The 19132-nt window shown below is 71.6% G+C and carries 15 protein-coding genes; 12 read left to right on the top strand and 3 right to left on the bottom strand.

The features are described 5' to 3' along the window. Window positions 1–5 precede the first annotated feature (5 nt). Complete coding sequence (locus tag P8A20_RS09215) at window positions 6–1400, top strand: sensor histidine kinase (protein ID WP_147959819.1); 1395 nt, start codon at window positions 6–8, stop codon at window positions 1398–1400. A gap of 92 nt (window positions 1401–1492) precedes the next feature. Here P8A20_RS09215 and P8A20_RS09210 read toward each other — a convergent pair whose 3' ends face one another. Beyond that, window positions 1493–2491, bottom strand: a complete 999-nt coding sequence (locus P8A20_RS09210; RefSeq protein ID WP_306103314.1) for a TAXI family TRAP transporter solute-binding subunit — start codon at window positions 2489–2491, stop codon at window positions 1493–1495. 98 nt (window positions 2492–2589) lie between these two features. Between P8A20_RS09210 and miaB the strand changes: the two genes are divergently transcribed. Further along, window positions 2590–4110: a tRNA (N6-isopentenyl adenosine(37)-C2)-methylthiotransferase MiaB gene (miaB, locus tag P8A20_RS09205; RefSeq protein WP_187282156.1), complete on the top strand. Its 1521-nt coding sequence runs from the start codon at window positions 2590–2592 to the stop codon at window positions 4108–4110. 14 nt (window positions 4111–4124) lie between these two features. After that, window positions 4125–4844: a class III extradiol ring-cleavage dioxygenase family protein gene (locus P8A20_RS09200; protein ID WP_147959821.1), complete on the top strand. Its 720-nt coding sequence runs from the start codon at window positions 4125–4127 to the stop codon at window positions 4842–4844. Between the two features lie 81 nt (window positions 4845–4925). Here P8A20_RS09200 and P8A20_RS09195 read toward each other — a convergent pair whose 3' ends face one another. After that, entirely contained in the window at window positions 4926–5171 is a 246-nt protein-coding gene (locus tag P8A20_RS09195) for an antitoxin (RefSeq protein ID WP_147959822.1), read from the bottom strand. Between the two features lie 173 nt (window positions 5172–5344). Here P8A20_RS09195 and miaA point away from each other — a divergent pair, with 173 nt between their 5' ends. The 6 genes from miaA to hflX all read left to right on the top strand — a co-directional run bounded on the left by miaA (window position 5345) and on the right by hflX (window position 13353). Next, window positions 5345–6283, top strand: a complete 939-nt coding sequence (gene miaA / locus P8A20_RS09190) for a tRNA (adenosine(37)-N6)-dimethylallyltransferase MiaA (RefSeq protein WP_306103313.1) — start codon at window positions 5345–5347, stop codon at window positions 6281–6283. A gap of 107 nt (window positions 6284–6390) precedes the next feature. Continuing rightward, complete coding sequence (locus P8A20_RS09185; protein WP_147960478.1) at window positions 6391–6828, top strand: hypothetical protein; 438 nt, start codon at window positions 6391–6393, stop codon at window positions 6826–6828. Window positions 6829–6915: 87 nt separating this feature from the next. Further along, window positions 6916–7788 carry a diaminopimelate epimerase gene (dapF, locus tag P8A20_RS09180; protein ID WP_306103312.1) on the top strand — a complete coding sequence of 291 codons (873 nt, stop codon included), beginning with the start codon at window positions 6916–6918 and terminating at the stop codon, window positions 7786–7788. 140 nt (window positions 7789–7928) lie between these two features. Beyond that, window positions 7929–10076, top strand: coding sequence for a RelA/SpoT family protein (locus tag P8A20_RS09175; RefSeq protein ID WP_306103311.1), 2148 nt, complete (start codon window positions 7929–7931; stop codon window positions 10074–10076). Window positions 10077–10181: 105 nt separating this feature from the next. Next, the gene (locus P8A20_RS09170) at window positions 10182–11699 is read left to right on the top strand and encodes a M1 family metallopeptidase (protein ID WP_306103310.1); all 1518 of its coding nucleotides are present in this window, start codon (window positions 10182–10184) and stop codon (window positions 11697–11699) included. Window positions 11700–11832: 133 nt separating this feature from the next. Further along, window positions 11833–13353 carry a GTPase HflX gene (gene hflX / locus P8A20_RS09165; protein ID WP_147959827.1) on the top strand — a complete coding sequence of 507 codons (1521 nt, stop codon included), beginning with the start codon at window positions 11833–11835 and terminating at the stop codon, window positions 13351–13353. A gap of 129 nt (window positions 13354–13482) precedes the next feature. Here the strand turns inward: hflX and P8A20_RS09160 are convergent, their stop codons facing one another. Then, on the bottom strand, window positions 13483–14694 hold the full coding sequence (locus P8A20_RS09160; protein ID WP_147959828.1) for a trypsin-like serine peptidase: 1212 nt from the start codon (window positions 14692–14694) through the stop codon (window positions 13483–13485). A gap of 338 nt (window positions 14695–15032) precedes the next feature. On the opposite strand from P8A20_RS09160, the gene P8A20_RS09155 reads away from it, so the two are divergent. From P8A20_RS09155 to P8A20_RS09145, 3 genes are read left to right on the top strand one after another with little or no spacing between them, the layout of a single operon-like run. Further along, window positions 15033–16424 carry a diaminobutyrate--2-oxoglutarate transaminase family protein gene (locus P8A20_RS09155; protein WP_147959829.1) on the top strand — a complete coding sequence of 464 codons (1392 nt, stop codon included), beginning with the start codon at window positions 15033–15035 and terminating at the stop codon, window positions 16422–16424. A 27-nt stretch (window positions 16425–16451) separates the two neighbouring features. Beyond that, window positions 16452–18371, top strand: a complete 1920-nt coding sequence (locus tag P8A20_RS09150; protein ID WP_147959830.1) for an IucA/IucC family protein — start codon at window positions 16452–16454, stop codon at window positions 18369–18371. A gap of 30 nt (window positions 18372–18401) precedes the next feature. Beyond that, on the top strand, window positions 18402–19121 hold the full coding sequence (locus tag P8A20_RS09145) for a GNAT family N-acetyltransferase (protein ID WP_306103309.1): 720 nt from the start codon (window positions 18402–18404) through the stop codon (window positions 19119–19121). The last annotated feature ends 11 nt before the right edge of the window (window positions 19122–19132 follow it).

Raw genomic sequence — 19132 nt, 5'->3', positions numbered from 1 at the left:
GCCCTGTGCGCACCCGCCTGCTTCCCCTGCTCATCGTCCTCATGGCCGCCGTGCTGCTCGCCCTGGGGTTCCCGCTCGCCGTACGGGTGGCCGCCGCCGAACAGCAGCGGGTCGTCATCGACCGTATCGACGACACGGCTCGCTTCGCCGCGCTCGCCCAGTTCGTCAGCGAGCCCGTCGAGGGCTCGGACGAGCGGCGGCGGATCCTGCAGACCGAACTCGAGGCCTACGACTCGGTGTACGGGATCAGAGCCGGCGTCTTCTACCGGGACGACAGGGCCCTCGCCAAGGCACCGGACGGCTGGACCCTGCCGGACGAGGGAGAGGGGCGTGACGCCTTCCGCGAAGCCCTGCTCGGCCGGCGGTCCCACGACCCCGCGCAGGTCTGGCCGTGGCAGAACGGCCGGCTCGCCGTCGCCTCACCGGTGGTCCGGGACGGCGACGTCGTCGCTGTCGTCGTGACCGACTCGCCCACCGGCGAGATGCGCTCCAGGACCCTGCGCGGCTGGCTCCTCATCGCCCTGGGCGAGGCCGCGGCCATGCTGGTGGCCGTGGGCGCCGCCGTCCGGCTCACCGGCTGGGTGCTGCTGCCGGTACGGACCCTGGACGCGGCCACCCACGACATAGCCAGCGGCAGGATGCGCTCCCGCGTCGCCGCGTCCGGAGGCCCGCCGGAACTCAGGCGTCTGGCCAAGTCGTTCAACGAGATGGCCGACAACGTCGAGGACGTGCTGGAACAGCAGCGTGCCTTCGTCGCCGACGCCTCCCACCAACTGCGCAACCCCCTGGCCGCGCTGTTGCTGCGGATCGAGCTCCTCGCGCTCGAACTCCCCGAGGGCAACGAGGAGATCGCCTCCGTGCGGACGGAGGGCAAGCGCCTGGCGAACGTCCTGGACGACCTGCTGGACCTCGCGCTGGCCGAGCACGCGGACGCCGACCTCCGGCTCACGGACATCGGTGCCCTCACCGGTGAACGCGTGGCGGCATGGCGTCCCCTCGCCGAGGAGAAGGGTGTCGGCCTGACGCTGGACGGCGCACCCGCGGTCACCGGCTGGGCCGACCCGATAGCTCTCTCCAGCGCGTTGGACGCCGTCATCGACAACGCGCTGAAGTTCACGCCCGAGGGCGAGGAGGTCCGGGTCACGACGGGCACCGACGGGACCGGTGCGACGGTCGTCGTCGCCGACCGGGGACCCGGGCTCACCGAGCAGGAACTGGAGCGCGTCGGCGACCGGTTCTGGCGCAGCGGGCGGCACCAGAACATCAAGGGTTCCGGTCTCGGGCTCTCCATCTCGCGCGCCCTGCTCACGGCGGGCGGCGGAACCATCCGCTACGGCACGCACGAGCCGCACGGTCTGCTGGTGACGGTCACGGTGCCGCGCGAGGCCCCGCACGCCTGAGCGCCCGCAGCCCGGGTCCCGCGCCACCGAGGCCCCGCACGCCTGAGCGCCCGCAGCCCGGGTCCCGTACGCCTGAGGTGCCGCGGACGGTCTCAGGGCTTGGCCGAGCGGTAGTAGCGCCTGGCCCCTTCGTGCAGCTCCAGCGGATCGGTGTAGATCGCCGTGCGCAGGTCCACGAGCTGCGCGGCATGCACCTCGCGCCCGATCCGGTCCCGGCTGTCGATCACGGTGCGGGTGAATGCCTCCGTCATCCGCGGATCGGTGCGGTCCGTGGTGATCAGCAGGTTGGCGACCGCCACGGTCTGGACGGCCCCGCCCCGCTGCGCGTGGTCGTAGGCGTCGGCCGGCATCACCGCGGACCTGTAGTGCCGGGTGGACCCGCCCGCCGCCTGGAGCTTGCTGATCAGGGACGACTCCAACGGCACCAGCCTGACGTCGAGCTTCTGCGAGAGCTCCTCCACCGCACCGGTCGGCAGCCCGCCGGACCAGAAGAACGCGTCGAGCTCCCCGTCGACCAGCCGCTGCGGCATCGTGTCGATCCCGGCCTCGACCGGTGTGATGTCCCGCGAGGGATCGACACCCGCCGCGGTCATGAGCCGGTCCGCGACGAGGAGCACCCCCGAGCCCTTCTGTCCTACGCCGACCCGCTTGCCCCGCAGGTCCGACACCTTCCGGACGTCCGAGCCCCTCGGCACGACGAGCTGGACGTAGTCGTCGTACAGCCGCACGCACCCGCGCAGGCGTTCGCCGCCCGGCTTGCCGCTCTGCAGATAGGTGGCCACCGCGTCGACGGTGGCGATGGTGAAGTCGGCCTTGCCCGTGGCGACCCGTTCGATGTTCTGCTGCGAGCCCTCACTGTTCTGCAGCCGTATCGACACCTTGGGCATGTCCTTGGCCAGCGCGCCCTCGAGCCGCTGTCCGTAGCGCTGGTAGACCCCGCTGCGCACGCCGGTGGAGAAGGTGAGGGAACCGCTCGGCTGCGTGTCCCCGAGCGGGAGCACCCACCACAGCAGCAGTCCGAACACGGCCACGGCGGCGGCGCCCCCCTGGAGGGTGCGGCGCCGGCCGAATCTGGACAGTGCGTGCAGCATGGCGCGATCCTGCCAGGCGGTGCCCCGTCCTGGCCAGGCCGGACCGGGGCACGGGCTCCGGCGGCGGGAGAGGCGCGGTCACCGCCTACCCTTGTCCCATGACCAGCGGCAACCGGAGCGAAGCAGTGGACGTCCAGAAGAGCTACGAGGTACGCACCTACGGGTGCCAGATGAACGTCCACGACTCCGAACGCTTGTCGGGGCTGCTGGAGGGCGCCGGCTACGTGCGCGCCCCCGAGGGCTCGGACGGTGACGCCGACGTCGTCGTCTTCAACACCTGCGCGGTGCGCGAGAACGCCGACAACAAGCTCTACGGAAACCTCGGCCGCCTCGCCCCGATGAAGACGAAGCGCCCCGGGATGCAGATCGCCGTCGGCGGCTGTCTGGCGCAGAAGGACCGCGACACCATCGTGCGGCGTGCCCCCTGGGTCGACGTCGTCTTCGGCACGCACAACATCGGCAAGCTGCCGGTCCTGCTGGAGCGCGCCCGCGTCCAGGAGGAGGCGCAGGTCGAGATCGCCGAGTCCCTGGAGGCGTTCCCCTCGACCCTGCCCACCCGCCGCGAGTCCGCCTACGCGGCGTGGGTGTCGATCTCCGTGGGCTGCAACAACACCTGCACCTTCTGCATCGTCCCCGCGCTGCGGGGCAAGGAGAAGGACCGTCGCACCGGCGACATCCTGGCCGAGATCGAGGCCCTCGTCGCCGAAGGCGTCAGCGAGATCACGCTGCTCGGTCAGAACGTGAACGCCTACGGTTCCGACATCGGTGACCGTGAGGCCTTCTCCAAGCTGCTGCGGGCCTGCGGCGCCATCGAGGGGCTGGAGCGCGTCCGCTTCACCTCGCCCCACCCGCGCGACTTCACCGACGACGTGATCGCTGCGATGGCCGAGACGCCGAACGTGATGCCCCAGCTGCACATGCCGATGCAGTCGGGCTCGGACACGATCCTCAAGGCGATGCGCCGCTCGTACCGCCAGGAGCGCTTCCTCGGGATCATCGAGAAGGTGCGCGCCGCCATGCCGGACGCCGCCATCTCCACCGACATCATCGTCGGCTTCCCCGGGGAGACCGAGGAGGACTTCGAGCAGACGATGCACGCCGTGCGCGAGGCCCGCTTCGCGAACGCCTTCACCTTCCAGTACTCCAAGCGCCCCGGGACACCCGCCGCCGACATGGAGGGGCAGATCCCCAAGGAGGTCGTGCAGGAGCGCTACATGCGCCTGTCCGCCCTCCAGGAGGAGATCTCCTGGAACGAGAACAAGAAGCAGGTCGGCCGAACCCTGGACGTCATGGTCGCGGAGGGCGAGGGCCGCAAGGACGGCGCCACGCACCGGCTCTCCGGCCGCGCTCCCGACAACCGGCTCGTCCACTTCACCAAGCCGTCCGAGGACGTACGCCCCGGCGATGTCGTCACGGTCGAGATCAGCTACGCGGCCCCGCACCACCTGCTCGCCGAGGGCACGCCCCTGGGAGTCCGGCGTACGCGGTCCGGAGACGCCTGGGAGAAGCGCAACGCGGCTCCTGCCGCCCGGCCCGCAGGCGTGATGCTGGGTCTGCCCGGCATCGGCGCGCCCGCCCCGCTGCCCGCGGCCGCCACCCCGGGGTGCGGCTGCGACTGAGTACGCTGACCGGCATGCTTGTCGCCGCCGCTGTCTGTCCCTGTCCGCCGCTCCTGGTGCCCGAGGTGGCCACGGGAGCCGGGCCCGAGCTCGACGCCGCGAGAAGCGCGTGTCTCGACGCACTGGGCGTGCTTGCCGCCGCACGGCCTGACGTGCTGATCGTGGCCGGCCCCGCGGGGCCGGACGGCCGAGGCCCCTTCCCCCCGGGTTCGGTCGGCTCCTTCGCCGGATTCGGCGTGGACCTGACCGTGCGGCTGGGCGAGTCGCCCGCCGGGTCCCCGGCGCCGGAACGCCCTCTCCCGGCGTCCCTCGCCGTCGGTGCCTGGCTGCTGGGCCTGGCCCGGTGGGACTGTGCTCCGGCCGAAGGGCTCGGAGTGGGGGAGGCACTCGCCGCCGACCGCTGCCTGAGCGCCGGCGCGGACCTGGCCGCCAGGGCGGAACGCGTCGCTCTGCTGGTCATGGGCGACGGCAGTGCCTGCCGGACGGTCAAGGCGCCCGGCTACCTGGACGAGCGGGCGGCGGACTTCGACGCGGCGGCCGCATCGGCGCTGGGCACCGCCGACCTCGCCGCGCTGGCCGCTCTGGACGAATCGCTGGCGTACGAACTGAAGGCGGCGGGCCGGGCGCCCTGGCAGGTGCTCGCAGGCGCTGCCCGGGGCGCCGGCCTCGGCGGGCAGCTGCTTTACGAGGGCGCCCCTTACGGCGTGGGATACGCCGTCGCCGCCTGGTCCTGACGGATCAGGCTCTTCCCCGGAACGGCCGAGGGCCGTGGAGCGGCTTCGCTCCACGGCCCTCGCCACCACCGGTTGCCGGGGTCAGGAAGCGGGCGGCGGAGGCGGCGTGCCGCCCTCGTTCTTGTTGCCCAGGCGGTCGACCGCGTCCTTGGCCTTCTGCGTGCCGGACACGATCTTGTCGCTGTACTTGCCCTTGGTCCGCTCGTCGACCGTGCGGGCGGCCTTGTCGAGGCCCTGGTCGATCTTGTCCCCGTGTTGCTGCGCGAGGTCGCCGACCTTTTCCTTGGCCGGGGCCAGCTTGGCCTTCAGGTTGTCCAGGAAACCCATGGGGCCACCTTCCGTGCTGGGGGACTGTGGTCACATTTTACTCGGCTGTGAGCGAAGTCGCGTCACTCGCCGTGTCCGTCCGCACCGGGCGGAGTGAGAGGTTCCGTTCCGGGCGCGACGGGCACCCGGTCCTTCCGGTCCGGACGCGTCCCGAAGTTTGGGACACTGTCCCGGTGAGAACATCAGCTCCCACCCCCCGCGTCATCACCGTCGTCGGTCCCACCGCGGCCGGAAAATCCGACCTGGGAGTGTTCCTCGCCCAACAGCTCGGGGGTGAAGTGGTCAACGCCGACTCCATGCAGCTCTACCGCGGCATGGACATCGGCACGGCGAAGCTGACCCTTGCCGAGCGTGGCGGCGTCCCTCACCACCTGATGGACATCTGGGACGTCACCGAGGCCGCGAGCGTCGCCGAGTACCAGCGGCTCGCGCGCACCGAGATCGACCGGCTGCTGTCCGAGGGGCGGACCCCCGTCCTGGTGGGCGGCTCGGGCCTCTACGTGAAGGGCGCCATCGACGCCCTCGAATTCCCCGGGACGGACCCCGGCGTACGCGCCAGGCTCGAACAGGAGCTGGCGGAGCACGGCTCCGGCGCCCTGCACGCCCGGCTCGCCGCCGCGGATCCCGGCGCGGCGCAGGCCATCCTGGCGAGCAACGGACGCCGCATCGTCCGCGCCCTGGAGGTCATCGAGATCACGGGCAAGCCCTTCACCGCCAATCTCCCCGGCGACGAGGCGGTCTACGACGCCCTCCAGATCGGTGTGGACGTCGAACGCCCCGAACTCGACGAACGGATCCGCACCCGCGTGGACCGGATGTGGGACGCCGGACTCGTGGACGAGGTGCGCGAGCTGGAGGCCGGGGGGCTGCGCGAGGGGCGCACCGCCTCGCGTGCGCTCGGCTACCAGCAGGTCCTCGCGGCGCTCGCGGGGGAGTGCACCGAGGACGAGGCGCGCGCCGAGACGGTACGCGCGACCAAACGCTTCGCGCGCCGTCAGGACTCGTGGTTCCGGCGCGACCCGCGCGTCGAGTGGCTCAGTGGTGCCGAGGAACAGCGCGGAGAACTCCCGGACCGGGCGCTGGCGTTGGTCGAACGAGCGGTTACAGCCTGATCACGTGATGGCATCGGGAAGCTCCGCCCGTCATTTCGGCGGCCCGGGCCGTGCCATCATCGAGCATCGATCGACCAGTGGAGTCCGAGTTGGGAGGGCGCGTGGCGATGGAGGCCGGCCCTCGCGACACAGACCGAGACGCACCGCACACGCGTCATGAAGCAGGACGTCTGAGCCCTGACGGGCCCGACGACCTCGACGTCGTCCCCGAGGTCGAGGTCGAGCTCCGCCCCGCCCGCCGCATGCGCATCTGGCAGCTCGCCCCGATCGTGCTGCTGGCGGCGGTCGGCTCCCTGATGTTCGCCTTCCCGCTCGCCTTCGAGTTCGGCGGGGGCGGAGCCGTGGTGGCGATGCTGGGGCTCCTGATCAGCTGCTGCGCCGCCGGCTGGGGCATGATGGCGGCCCGCCGTGTCGGTCACACCTGGCCCGGCCTGCCGGCCAGAGGGGCGAACGAACGCCCCGACTGGCGCGTGATCGCGCTGTACGTCGCCGTGTGCGGGGTGCTGGTCGCCCTGGCCGTCTGGCGCGTGGCCCGCCTCCGCTGAGAGCCCGGCGGCCTGCTGGGAGCCGGGCGCCCGGCGACGCGGCCCCCGGACCGGCGAACCGTCGCCACGGCCTCGTACAGTTGGTCCGTGAGCACTTCGCAGATCGCCTTCCTCAAGGGACACGGCACCGAGAACGACTTCGTGATCGTCCCGGACCCGGACAACGCCCTCGACCTGCCGGTTCCCGTCGTCGCCCGGCTCTGCGACCGGCGTGCGGGCATCGGCGGTGACGGACTCCTGCACGTCGTACGCTCCGCCGCGCACCCCGACGCCCGGGACATGGCGGACGAGGCCGAGTGGTTCATGGACTACCGCAACGCCGACGGCTCGGTCGCCGAGATGTGCGGCAACGGGGTCCGCGTCTTCGCCCGCTACCTGCAGCGCGCCGGGTTCGCGGCCGAGGGCGACCTGGCCGTCGCGACCCGGGGCGGGGTCAAGCGGGTGCACATCGCCAAGGACGGCGACGTCACGGTCTCCATGGGGCGGGCTGCGCTCCCCGACACCGGAGTCACGGTCACCGTGGACGGCCGGAGCTGGGACGCCCGGAACGTCAACATGGGCAATCCGCACGCCGTCGCGTTCGTCGAGGACCTGGACCACGCCGGGGACCTGTTCTCCGTACCGCCGTTCAGCCCGCAGTCGGTCTACCCGGACGGCGTCAACATCGAGTTCGTCGCGGACCGCGGACCGCGGCACGTCGCGATGCGGGTTCACGAGCGCGGCTCCGGCGAGACCCGCTCCTGCGGCACCGGCGCCTGCGCCGTCGCCGTCGCGGCCGCACGCAGGGACGGTGTGGACCCCGCGCAGACCGGAGCACCCGCGACGTACACGGTGGACCTCCCCGGAGGCACCCTGGTGATCACCGAACACCCCGACGGCGGGATCGACATGACCGGTCCCGCGGTCATCGTCGCCGAGGGCGTGATCGACTCCGCGTGGGTCGAAACGATGATCGGTTAGAGCTTCGCTCGAATGGGTGATCCGTTTCACGCCGGGCGAGAGCTGGACTGCGCCACGTGGTGGGGTCGATAGCATCAAGCACCGGCCCGGGGGTGTACCCGCATCCCTTCCCTGCCGGTCGACGTCGCCGGAGGTGCCCCATGAGCGCAGAGGCCGCCAATCCAGGTGCTCCCCTTCGCAAGCGCGGTCGCGCACGGATCGACCTGCGCCGGCTGGGCCGTGTCGCCCTGCTCGGGCCGGTCTCCCGTGACCGGCTCCCCGACGCCATCGGGCACGTGGCCGAGGCGCACCGCGCGCACCATCCGGACGCCGACCTGGCCATTCTGAGCAGGGCCTACGTACTCGCGGAGTCCTCGCACCGCGGTCAGATGCGCAAGAGCGGTGAGCCGTACATCACCCACCCCCTCGCGGTCACCCTGATCCTCGCCGAGCTCGGTGCCGAGACGACGACCCTGACCGCCTCGCTGCTCCACGACACGGTCGAGGACACCGAGGTGACCCTCGATCAGGTGCGGGAGGAGTTCGGCGACGAGGTCTGTTATCTGGTCGACGGCGTCACCAAGCTGGAGAAGGTCGACTACGGGGCCGCCGCCGAGCCCGAGACCTTCCGCAAGATGCTCGTCGCCACCGGGAACGACGTCCGCGTGATGTCGATCAAACTGGCGGACCGGCTGCACAACATGCGCACCCTCGGCGTCATGCGGCCCGAGAAACAGGCCAGGATCGCCAAGGTCACCCGGGACGTACTCATCCCGCTCGCCGAACGCCTCGGTGTGCAGGCACTCAAGACGGAACTCGAGGATCTCGTCTTCGCGATCCTGCACCCGGAGGAGTGCGAGCGCACCCACGCCCTGGTCTCCGCCTGGGAAGGCGCGCAGGACCCGCTCACGGAGATCGCGGACAGCGTCAGGACCACCCTGCGGGAAGCCGGCATCAACGCCGAAGTGCTCATCAGGCCACGCCACTTCGTCTCCGTGCACCGCGTCAGGATCAAACGCGGCGAGATGCGTGGCACCGACTTCGGACGTCTGCTGGTGCTGGTGGGGGAGGACGCCGACTGCTACGCCGTCCTGGGCGAACTGCACACCTGTTTCACGCCGGTGATCTCCGAGTTCAAGGACTTCATCGCGGCCCCCAAGTTCAACCTCTACCAGTCGCTGCACACCGCTGTGGTCGGCTCCGAGGGCGCGGTCGCCGAAGTCCTCATCCGTACGCACCGGATGCACAAGGTCGCCGAGGCCGGCGTCGTCGCACTCGGCAACCCCTACACCCAGGACGGCTCCGCCGCCGCACAGCAGCTGGAACCCGCGGACGGCGAACGCGCCGACCCCACCAGGCCGGGCTGGCTGTCCCGCCTCCTGGACTGGCAGGAGTCGGCCACCGACTCCGACACCTTCTGGGCCACGCTCCGCGCCGACCTCGCGCAGGACCGGGAGATCACCGTCTTCCGCACCGACGGCGGGACGCTCGGACTCCCGGCCGGCGCCAGCTGCGTCGACGCCGCTTACGCGCAGTACGGGGAAGAGGCCCACGCCAGCATCGGGGCCCGGGTCAACGGCCGGCTCGCCACGCTCAGCACCACACTGAACGACGGCGACACCGTGCAGCTGCTGCTCGCCCAGGACGCCTCGTCCGGTCCGTCCCCGGAGTGGCTCGACCACGCGCGCACCCCCACCGCGCGGATCGCGATCACCAGGTGGCTCGACGCCCATCCCGACGGCGCCCAGGGGCCCCAGAAGAGCCGGCCCGACACTCCGAGACCGCAGGCGCAGCCGGCCGACGAAGCCGCCGGCAGCCGGAGCCGGGCCGCCGACCGGGTGGCGGGCGTGGTCGTCGACATGCCGGGGGCACCGGTCCGGCTCGCCGGATGCTGCACCCCCGTCCCGCCCGACACCATCATCGGGTTCACCGTGCGCGGCGGGGCGGTCACGGTGCACCGCGAGGAGTGCCCGGCGGTGGCCCGTATGCGGGGCACGGGCCGGGCGGCCGTCGGGGCACGCTGGGACGACCCGGGCGACCTGAGCGGCACCACCGACTACAAGGTCACCCTCGTCGCGGAGTCCTTCGGCCGTCCCCGGCTCCTCGCCGACCTCACCGAGGCCATCGCGACCGCCGACGCGGCCATCGTCTCCGCGACGGTCGAGCCGCCCAGCGAACAGCGCGTCCGGCACACCTACACGCTGCAGCTGCCGGACGCGGCCGGCCTGCCGGGCCTCATGCGGGCGATGCGCGACGTCCCCGGCGTGTACGACGTGAGCCGCGCCCAGCAGACCGCCGCCACGGGCTGACCGCAGCCCTCCAGAGCCTCTCGTTGCCGCTGCCGGGCGACCCCGTTCGGGTGGTGCGGCGCGCGCCACTCCCGTGCGGACGGCGCGCGCTGGTAGCCGTAGTCCATGCCGCTCACCTCCCGCCGACTGCGCGCAGCCCTGCTCGCCACCGCGTCGGTCACCCTCGTCGCCGCCACCCTGCCCGCACCCGAACCGCTCGGTATCGGCGACCGGCTGTTCCCCCACCTGGGCAACCCCGGTTACGACGTCCTCTCGTACGACATCTCACTCACCTACAGGGGCAGCAACACCAAGCCCCTCGACGCCGTCACCACCATCGACGCGCGGACCACCGCCCCCCTGGACCGGATCAACCTCGACTTCGCGCGCGGCACCGTCCGGTCCGTCGAAGTCAACGGCCACGGCTCGGAGTTCGCCACCGCGGGTGAGGACCTGGTCGTCGACGTGCCCTCGCGGCTCCCGGCGGGCACGCCCGTGCGGATCACCGTGCGGCACACGAGCGACCCCTCGGGGGACAAGGCCAACGGGGGCTGGGTCCCGACCGCCGACGGCCTCGCGATGGCGAACCAGGCCGACGCCGCACACCGTGTCTTCCCCGGCAACGACCACCCCGCCGACAAGGCGTACTTCACCTTCCGGGTGACCGCGCCGAAGGAGTACACGGTCGTCGCCGGCGGTCTGCCCACCGGGAGGCGGGAACACTCCGGCTCGACCACCTGGACCTACCGCACCGAGCACCCGATGGCGACGGAACTGGCCCAGGTGTCCATCGGCCGCTCAGCCGTCCTGCGCCGCACCGGACCGCGCGGGCTGCCGGTACGCGACGTGGTGCCCGCCGCCGACCGGCAGAAGCTGGAGCCCTGGCTGAAGAAGACCCCGGCGCAGCTCGCCTGGATGGAGGAGCAGGTCGGCCCGTACCCCTTCGAGACGTACGGGCTGCTGGTCGCCGACACCGAGACGGGGTTCGAGCTGGAGACCCAGACGCTCTCGCTCTTCGAACGCTCCCTGTTCACCGAGGCGGGATATCCCGAGTGGTACGTCGACTCGGTCATGGTGCACGAGCTCGCCCACCAGTGGTTCGGCAACAGCGTCTCCCCGCGGTCATGGTCCGATCTGTGGCTCAACGAGGGACACGCCACCTGGTACGAGGCCCGCTACGCCGAGGAACACGCGCAGAAGCCGATGGAACGGCGGATGCGTGAGGCCTACAGCCGTTCCGACGCCTGGCGTGCCGCGGGCGGCCCGCCCGCCCGCCCCGACGTCCCCACCCCCGACCACAAGATCAGCCTGTTCAGGCCGGTCGTGTACGACGGGAGCGCGCTCATCCTGTACGCCCTGCGCGAGGAGATCGGCGAGGCCGCGTTCGACCGCCTGGAGCGCACCTGGGTCAGGGTCCACCGGAACGCGTCGGCGACCACGCGGCAGTTCACGGAGTTGGCGTCGGGCATCGCCGGGAGGGACCTGACGGCGTTCTTCGACGGGTGGCTGTACGGGAGGAGGACCCCGCCGATGCCCGGGCACCCCGACTGGCGCAGCGAGACGCCCCGGAGCGCCGGAGGCGGCCGGATCCCCGCGCCGGCCGAGCACGGTCAGGGCCCCGGACGGGCACCGAAACCCGAGTGACGAGCCGGGCGGGGACATGCCACTATCGACGCGTCGGCACAGCGGCCGACCGGTGGGTAACCCCGAGGGGAATCTTCCGGCGGGGTCACGCGTTGTGACTGACGTAGCGGACTTCTATCGACGTAAGGATCCAATGACCTCCTCTTCCTCCCTTCCCCAGGACGCGCAGAACGCGCAGAGCGCCGCGGATGCGAACTCCGAGAGCTTCACCGAGAGCCTTCGGGCCGACGCCCTGATGGAAGAGGACGTCGCCTGGAGCCACGAGATCGACGGAGAGCGGGACGGAGACCAGCTCGACCGTTCCGAACGTGCGGCGCTGCGCCGTGTCGCGGGACTCTCCACCGAGCTCGAGGACGTCACCGAGGTCGAGTACCGACAGCTGCGCCTGGAGCGCGTGGTCCTCGTCGGTGTCTGGACATCGGGGACCGTCCGTGACGCGGAGATCTCCCTCGCGGAGCTCGCGGCCCTCGCCGAGACGGCGGGCGCCCAGGTGCTCGACGCCGTGTTCCAGAGGCGCGACAAGCCCGACCCGGCCACCTACATCGGCTCGGGCAAGGCGCTGGAGCTGCGCGACATCGTTCTCGAGTCCGGGGCCGACACCGTCGTCTGCGACGGTGAGCTCAGCCCCGGCCAGCTGATCCACCTGGAAGACGTCGTCAAGGTCAAGGTGGTCGACAGGACCGCGCTGATCCTCGACATCTTCGCCCAGCACGCCAAGTCCCGCGAGGGCAAGGCCCAGGTGTCGCTGGCACAGATGCAGTACATGCTCCCGCGCCTGCGAGGGTGGGGTCAGTCGCTGTCCCGTCAGATGGGCGGCGGCGGTTCCAGCGGCGGTGGCGGCATGGCCACCCGTGGTCCCGGTGAGACCAAGATCGAGACGGACCGGCGACGGATCCGCGAGAAGATGGCGAAGATGCGCCGGGAGATCGCGGAGATGAAGACCGGCCGCGAGATCAAGCGCCAGGAACGAAAGCGCAACAAGGTGCCTTCGGTGGCCATCGCCGGATACACCAACGCGGGGAAGTCCTCGCTGCTCAACCGGCTCACGGGCGCGGGTGTCCTCGTCGAGAACTCCCTGTTCGCGACCCTCGACCCGACCGTGCGCCGGGCCGAGACGCCGAGCGGGCGGCTCTACACCCTCGCCGACACCGTCGGCTTCGTACGTCACCTTCCCCACCACCTGGTCGAGGCGTTCCGCTCCACCATGGAGGAGGTCGGCGACTCCGACCTCATCCTGCACGTGGTGGACGGCGCACACCCGGTGCCGGAGGAGCAGCTCGCAGCCGTGCGTCAGGTGATCCGGGAGGTCGGCGCGGTCGACGTACCCGAGATCGTCGTGATCAACAAGGCGGACGCGGCGGACCCGCTCGTGCTGCAGCGCCTGCTGCGCACGGAGAAGCACGCGATCGCGGTGTCGGCACGTACGGGCGCAGGTATCGACGAGCTGCTCGCACTGATCGACGCCGAGCTTCCGCGCCCGTCCGTCGAGATCGAGGCACTCGTGCCGTACACCCAGGGCGCGCTCGTCTCCCGGGTGCACGCCGAAGGTGAGGTCCTCTCCGAGGAGCACACCCCGGAGGGCACGATCCTCAGGGCACGGGTCCACGAGGAACTGAGCGCCGACCTCGGGATGTTCGCACCGGTCGCCCACTGACACGACCGATGCGGGAAGGCCGGGCATCCCCCTCGGGGGAGCCCGGCCTTCCCGCATCGTCCAGCTGTTGGGCCGTGGGCCCCCAGGTAAGAACGGCTCGTGCCGTACGGAGGGCCCCCGGCCGCGGTCCTACTGCCCCGCGTGCTTCTTGCTCACGGCCTCGTAGATGCCCTTGGCCTCCGTGCCCAGGCGCGGGCCGGCCAGCCAGCCAGCCGTCACCGGGCCGATGGAGGTGTTGGAGACCAGGGCGGGCTTTCCGTCCTGCCCCTCCGCGACCCAGCCGCCACCGGAGGAACCACCGGTCATCGTGCAGCCGACGCGGTACATCGTCGGCTGGCCCTCGAAGACCGCCAGGCGGCCCGGCCGGTCGGTGCACTGCAGCGCCTTCTGGCCGTCGTACGGCGGGGCCGCCGGGTAGCCGGTCGCCGTCATGCTGTCGATCTCCGGGACGGCAGGAGCGTTGAAGTCGACCGGGAGGGCCGAACCGACGGTCTCCTCCAGGGACTTGCCCGTCGAGCCCTTCTCCGGAGCGACCTGCAGCACGGCGAAGTCGTACGGAGCGCCCTGCCCGCCGGTCGCGGCACCCTGGCTGATCCACTGATCGGAGGTCTGCGCCCACTGGCCCCACCACACGCCGTACGGAGCGATCTCCTCCTTGGACGCGTTCTCCAGCTCGGCCGTCGACAGGCCGCTGTCGTTGTACGAGGGCACGAAGGCGATGTTGCGGTACCAGCCGCCGTTCTTGCCCGCGTGCACACAGTGCCCGGCCGTCCAGACCATGTTGGACTTGCCCGGACGGGCCGGGTCCTGCACCACGGTCGCCGAGCAGACCATCGAACCCTCGGGTCCGTCGAACAGGAGCTTGCCGGACGCAGGCGCGCTGTCGTGGTACGGAGTCTTCAGGCCCGCCGCCTGGACCGGTTCGGGGGTCGGGTCCGTCACACCCTCGTCGCCGGAGATGTCGTTGTCGACGGGGTTCTCCGGGGGCTTGTCGGCCTCGCGCATCCGGTCAGGGTCCCAGAGGTCCTCGATGATCGGGTTGACGTAGTCCTTGGCCTCACGCAGCCAGGTGTCCTTGTCCCAGTTCTTCCACTCGCCCTTCCGCCACTCGTCGAGGTCGATCCCGTGCTCCTTGAGCCGGTCCTTGAGATCGTCCGGGATGGTGACCTTGCCGTCGGAGGACTGGCCGGTGGAGCTGCTCGGCTCACCGATCGCGCCGTCCTCCTCCGGCCCGCAGGCGGTGGCGGTGAGCGTCAGGACAGCGGCTAGTGCGGCTGCGGCGAACACCCGGGGGGTGCGACTGGCGCTCCCCCCGCGGCGTGCGGTGTCGGTCGGGCGCATGGGTCGCATCTGGTGATCCCCCTGGGACTTCGTCACTCACGTCGGTACTGCACTGCGGACTCGGGCCGCGCGGTACGGAGTCGCCTCGACCGCGCACACCCCCGGAGCGGCGGCTCCGACCCGGGTGCGGCCCCTACTATGCCGGTGCCGATGGGGACGGCGTGCGGCAGGGCCACGGTTCCGCCTGCGCAAGGATCTTCCGATTTACCCGTGATCTCCCGCGTTCCGCGTCGTTGGTACGTACGGGGGACACCCGGGCGGCGTTCATCGGCGCGGTCCGCCTTCGCGGGACCGTACGAATGGCAACCCAACTGTTACAGCAGGAGGACCGAACAGCCGTGGCCGTGACCGAACCAGCTCCGGTGGAACTCCCCGCTGCGCACGAAGGGATCCTGCGCCGTCAGGCCCTTCGTGAATCGGCCGCGCGCACCTACGCGCGGTCCCTGCCGATCGTGCCGGTACGCGCGCGCGGCATGACCATCGAGGGCGCGGACGGCCGGCGCTACCTCGACTGTCTGTCAGGAGCGGGGACCCTGGCCCTCGGTCACAACCACCCCGTCGTGCTCGAGGCCGTCAGGAAGGTCATCGACTCCGGTGCACCCCTGCACGTGCTGGACCTGGCCACCCCCGTCAAGGACGCCTTCACCACCGAGCTGTTCTCCACACTGCCCCGGGAGTTCGCCGACAACGCCAGGATCCAGTTCTGCGGCCCGGCGGGCACGGACGCCGTCGAGGCGGCGTTCAAGCTCGTCCGGGCAGCGAGCGGACGCAGTGAACTCCTCGCCTTCACCGGCGCGTACCACGGGATGACCGCGGGGGCCCTGGCCGCGTCGGGCGGCGCCACGGACGTGCGGGTGACGAGGCTGCCCTTCCCGCACAGCTACCGCTGTCCCTTCGGCGAGGGCGGGGAGCGGGGCGCGGACATCGCCGCGCGCTGGACGGAATACCTCCTGGACGACCCCAAGGGCGGTGTGCCGGCACCGGCCGCCATGATCCTCGAACCGGTCCAGGGCGAGGGCGGGGTGAATCCCGCCCCGGACGGCTGGATGCGCCGGATGCGGGAGATCACCCGGGAGCGTTCCATCGCCCTGATCGCGGACGAGGTGCAGACCGGGGTCGGCAGGACCGGCGCCTTCTGGGCGGTCGAACACAGCGGTATCGTGCCCGACGTGATGGTGCTCTCGAAAGCCATCGGCGGCTCGCTGCCCCTCGCCGTGATCGTCTACCGCTCGGAGCTCGACCTCTGGCAGCCCGGGGCCCACGCGGGCACCTTCCGGGGCAATCAGCTCGCCATGGCGGCCGGTGCCGCGACTCTCGCGTACGTGCGGGAGAACCGGCTCGCCGAACGGGCGGGAACGCTGGGCGCTCGCATGCTCGCCAGGCTCCAGGCCCTGAGTGCGGACCACCCGAGCATCGGCGACGTCCGTGGCCGCGGTCTGATGATCGGCATCGAGCTCGTCGACCCCGAGGCCGGGCCGCCGACCGTCACCGCGGAGAACGGCTCCGCCCCGCCGCCCGATCCCGCACTCGCCGCAGCAGTGCAGCAGGAGTGTCTGCACAGGGGCCTCATCGTCGAACTCGGCGGTCGCCACGGTGCCGTTGTCCGACTGCTCCCTCCGCTCACCCTCACCGACGAACAGGCGACGGCGGTCGTCGACCGCCTCGCCGACGCGCTGAGAGCGGCCGAGCGCTCGCCGAACCGCCGGGCCGCTGCCGGTCCGACCCGCTGATCCCGGACCCCCACAAGGAAGACCGCTGTGAACCCCACCCCTGCGCCCGAGGCCGACGGCCCCCTCACCAGCCAGCAACGAGGACACGACCTGTCGGAGGGACCGCTCGCCGTCGAGTCGACGACCGTGCCGCGCCAGAAGGCCGGTCCGCACATGGCCCCGCGTGCCGGGGCGGCCGCCCCCACAGGCGCCCCGGCCGACCACCTCTGCCCGGCCGAGCCGGATCCGCTCGACCATCCGGACCCGCTGCGGGCCGCCGACTCGGCCGGGACGGAGAACCTGCTGCGCTGCTGGACCAGGGAGAACGACCTGCCCCGTCCGCAGGGAGACACCCTGCGCATTCCCCTTCCCGCGAGCGGCACCGCGCTGATCGTGCCGGTCGCGCACTGGTCCGCCACCGGCTGGCACCGCTTCGGGACCCCGGCCCTGGAGAACGCGCCCGCGGGCGCCCCGGGCGTCGACGCCGTCACCGTGGCCGCGCTCCTGAGCCGTGAGAGCGAGCAGAACTCCGCAGTCGATCTGGTGGCCAGGGTCGCCGACTCCGTACGGCACACGGCAGCCTTCATCGCGGAGCGGCGTCGCGCACCCGCCGAGTCCTCCGAGGCCGACCTCTTCCTCACCGCCGAGCAGTCCCTGGTCCTCGGCCACCCCCTGCACCCCACGCCCAAGAGCCGTGAGGGCCTGTCCGAGGCCGAAACACTCCTCTACTCACCCGAGTTGCGCGGTTCCTTCCCGCTCCACTGGATGGCCGTGGACCGCTCCGTGCTGGCCACGGAGTCGACATGGACGAAGGCCGGAAGGCCGGTCCCGGCGGAGGCACTCCTCGCCCCCCACGCAGAGGGCCTGAGCCTCCCCGAAGGGAGCACCGCCCTCCCGCTCCACCCCTGGCAGGCCGCGGAGGTCCTGCGCCGCCCCGACGTCGTCGCGCTGTGCGAGAAGGGCCTGCTGCACGACCTCGGCCCGCACGGGGAGCGCTGGCATCCCACCTCCTCCGTCCGAACCGTGCACCGCCCCGGCTCCGACCTCATGCTGAAGCTGTCCCTGGGCGTGCGCATCACCAACTCCCGCCGGGAGAACCTCCGCAAGGAACTGCACCGCGGAGCCGAGGTGCACCGGCTGCTGCGCACCGGTCTGGCAGACCGGTGGCAGGAGGCGCACCCGGGCTTCGACATCGTCCGGGACCCGGCGTGGCTGGCGGTCGACCACCCGGACGGCGGCCCCGTCCAAGGCCTCGACGTGATGCTCCGCCACAATCCGTTCGGCCCGGCCGACGACGCCGTGTGCATCGCCGGACTGACCGCCCCCCGCCCGTGGCCCGGCCGGCCGGGGACGCACTCGCGGCTCGCCGACACGATCCTCTCGCTGGCCGCCCGCACGGGCAGGACGACCGGAGCGGTGTGCGCCGAGTGGTTCCTGCGCTACCTCGACCGCGTCGTCCTCCCCGTCCTCTGGCTCGACGCGCACGCGGGCGTCGCCCTGGAGGCCCACCAGCAGAACACGCTCGTCATCCTCGACGCGGACGGCTGGCCCGTCGGCGGCATGTACCGCGACAACCAGGGCTACTACTTCCGGGAGTCCCACCGGTCCGCGCTCGAACGCCGGCTTCCGGGCATCGGCACCGTCAGCGACACCTTCGTCCCGGACGACGTGACGGACGAACGGCTCGCGTACTACCTAGGCATCAACAACGTGTTCGGGCTGATCGGAGCGTTCGGTGCCCAGGGGCTCGCCGACGAACAGCTCCTCCTCGCCGCGTTCCGCCGCTTCCTCGAAGGCGCCGCCCGGCTGGGCTCCCCCCTGCCCGCCTACCTTCTGGAAACCGGGCAACTGCGCTGCAAGGCCAACCTGCTGACCCGTATGCACGGCCTCGACGAGCTGGTCGGGCCGGTCGACACGCAGTCCGTGTACGTCACCATCGCCAACCCGCTCCGCAGCGACGAGGCCTGACCGTCTGAACCACGAGAGGAGAGCGTCACGGTGCATCACGCCGATGCCCACACCGACACCGGTGGCGATCAGCCCGACGCCACCGGCACCGAGGACACCCTGGAGCTGCGGCTCACCGAGGAGCTCCTCGCCCTGCTCGGTGACCCTCCTGCGGCGGCAGCCACAGGGGCCGACGCCTCCGCTCTCGTCGGCGACCCCGGAGGGTGGAGTCCCGTCACCACCTCCGCCGGGGTGTTCCAGCTCGTCACGGTGCAGCCGGAACGCGATCTGGCGGTGATCACCCGCTGGATGAACGACCCGGCTGTCGCCGCCTTCTGGGAACTGGCCGGACCTGACTCGGTCACGGCCGCCCACGTCGGCCGGCAGCTCACGGGGGACGGCCGCAGCGTCCCCTGCTTGGGCGTCCTCGACGGCAGGCCCATGAGCTACTGGGAGGTCTACCGCGCGGATCTGGACCCACTGGCCCGTCACTACCCGGCACGCCCCCACGACATGGGGCTCCATCTCCTCATCGGCGGTGTGCGCAACCGCGGACGGGGCATCGGGAGCCTGCTGCTGAGGGCCGTCGCCGATCTCGTACTCGACAACCGGCCGCTCTGCGCACGTGTCGTCGCGGAGCCGGACCTGCGCAACGACCCTTCCGTGTCCGCCTTCCTGAGCGCCGGCTTCCGCTTCTCCGCGGAAGTGGACCTTCCCGACAAGCGAGCCGCTCTGATGGTTCGTGACCGAGCCCACCGCGAACACCTGTGAACAACTCGCCG

Source organism: Streptomyces sp. Alt3 (assembly GCF_030719215.1).
GTDB classification, from domain to species: Bacteria; Actinomycetota; Actinomycetes; order Streptomycetales; family Streptomycetaceae; genus Streptomyces; species Streptomyces glycanivorans.
The sequence above is the reverse complement of the archived record's forward strand: the minus strand, read 5'-3'. Positions and strand labels throughout refer to the sequence as shown.

What these genes read in the sequence shown, in the direction of transcription:
- P8A20_RS09210 (WP_306103314.1), bottom strand. Translation starts at nt 2,491, where the DNA reads ATGCTGCACGCACTGTCCAGATTCGGCCGGCGCCGCACCCTCCAGGGG.
- miaB (WP_187282156.1), top strand. Translation starts at nt 2,590, where the DNA reads ATGACCAGCGGCAACCGGAGCGAAGCAGTGGACGTCCAGAAGAGCTAC.
- P8A20_RS09200 (WP_147959821.1), top strand. Translation starts at nt 4,125, where the DNA reads ATGCTTGTCGCCGCCGCTGTCTGTCCCTGTCCGCCGCTCCTGGTGCCC.
- P8A20_RS09195 (WP_147959822.1), bottom strand. Translation starts at nt 5,171, where the DNA reads ATGGGTTTCCTGGACAACCTGAAGGCCAAGCTGGCCCCGGCCAAGGAA.
- P8A20_RS09185 (WP_147960478.1), top strand. Translation starts at nt 6,391, where the DNA reads ATGGAGGCCGGCCCTCGCGACACAGACCGAGACGCACCGCACACGCGT.
- P8A20_RS09175 (WP_306103311.1), top strand. Translation starts at nt 7,929, where the DNA reads ATGAGCGCAGAGGCCGCCAATCCAGGTGCTCCCCTTCGCAAGCGCGGT.
- P8A20_RS09170 (WP_306103310.1), top strand. Translation starts at nt 10,182, where the DNA reads ATGCCGCTCACCTCCCGCCGACTGCGCGCAGCCCTGCTCGCCACCGCG.
- hflX (WP_147959827.1), top strand. Translation starts at nt 11,833, where the DNA reads ATGACCTCCTCTTCCTCCCTTCCCCAGGACGCGCAGAACGCGCAGAGC.
- P8A20_RS09160 (WP_147959828.1), bottom strand. Translation starts at nt 14,694, where the DNA reads ATGCGCCCGACCGACACCGCACGCCGCGGGGGGAGCGCCAGTCGCACC.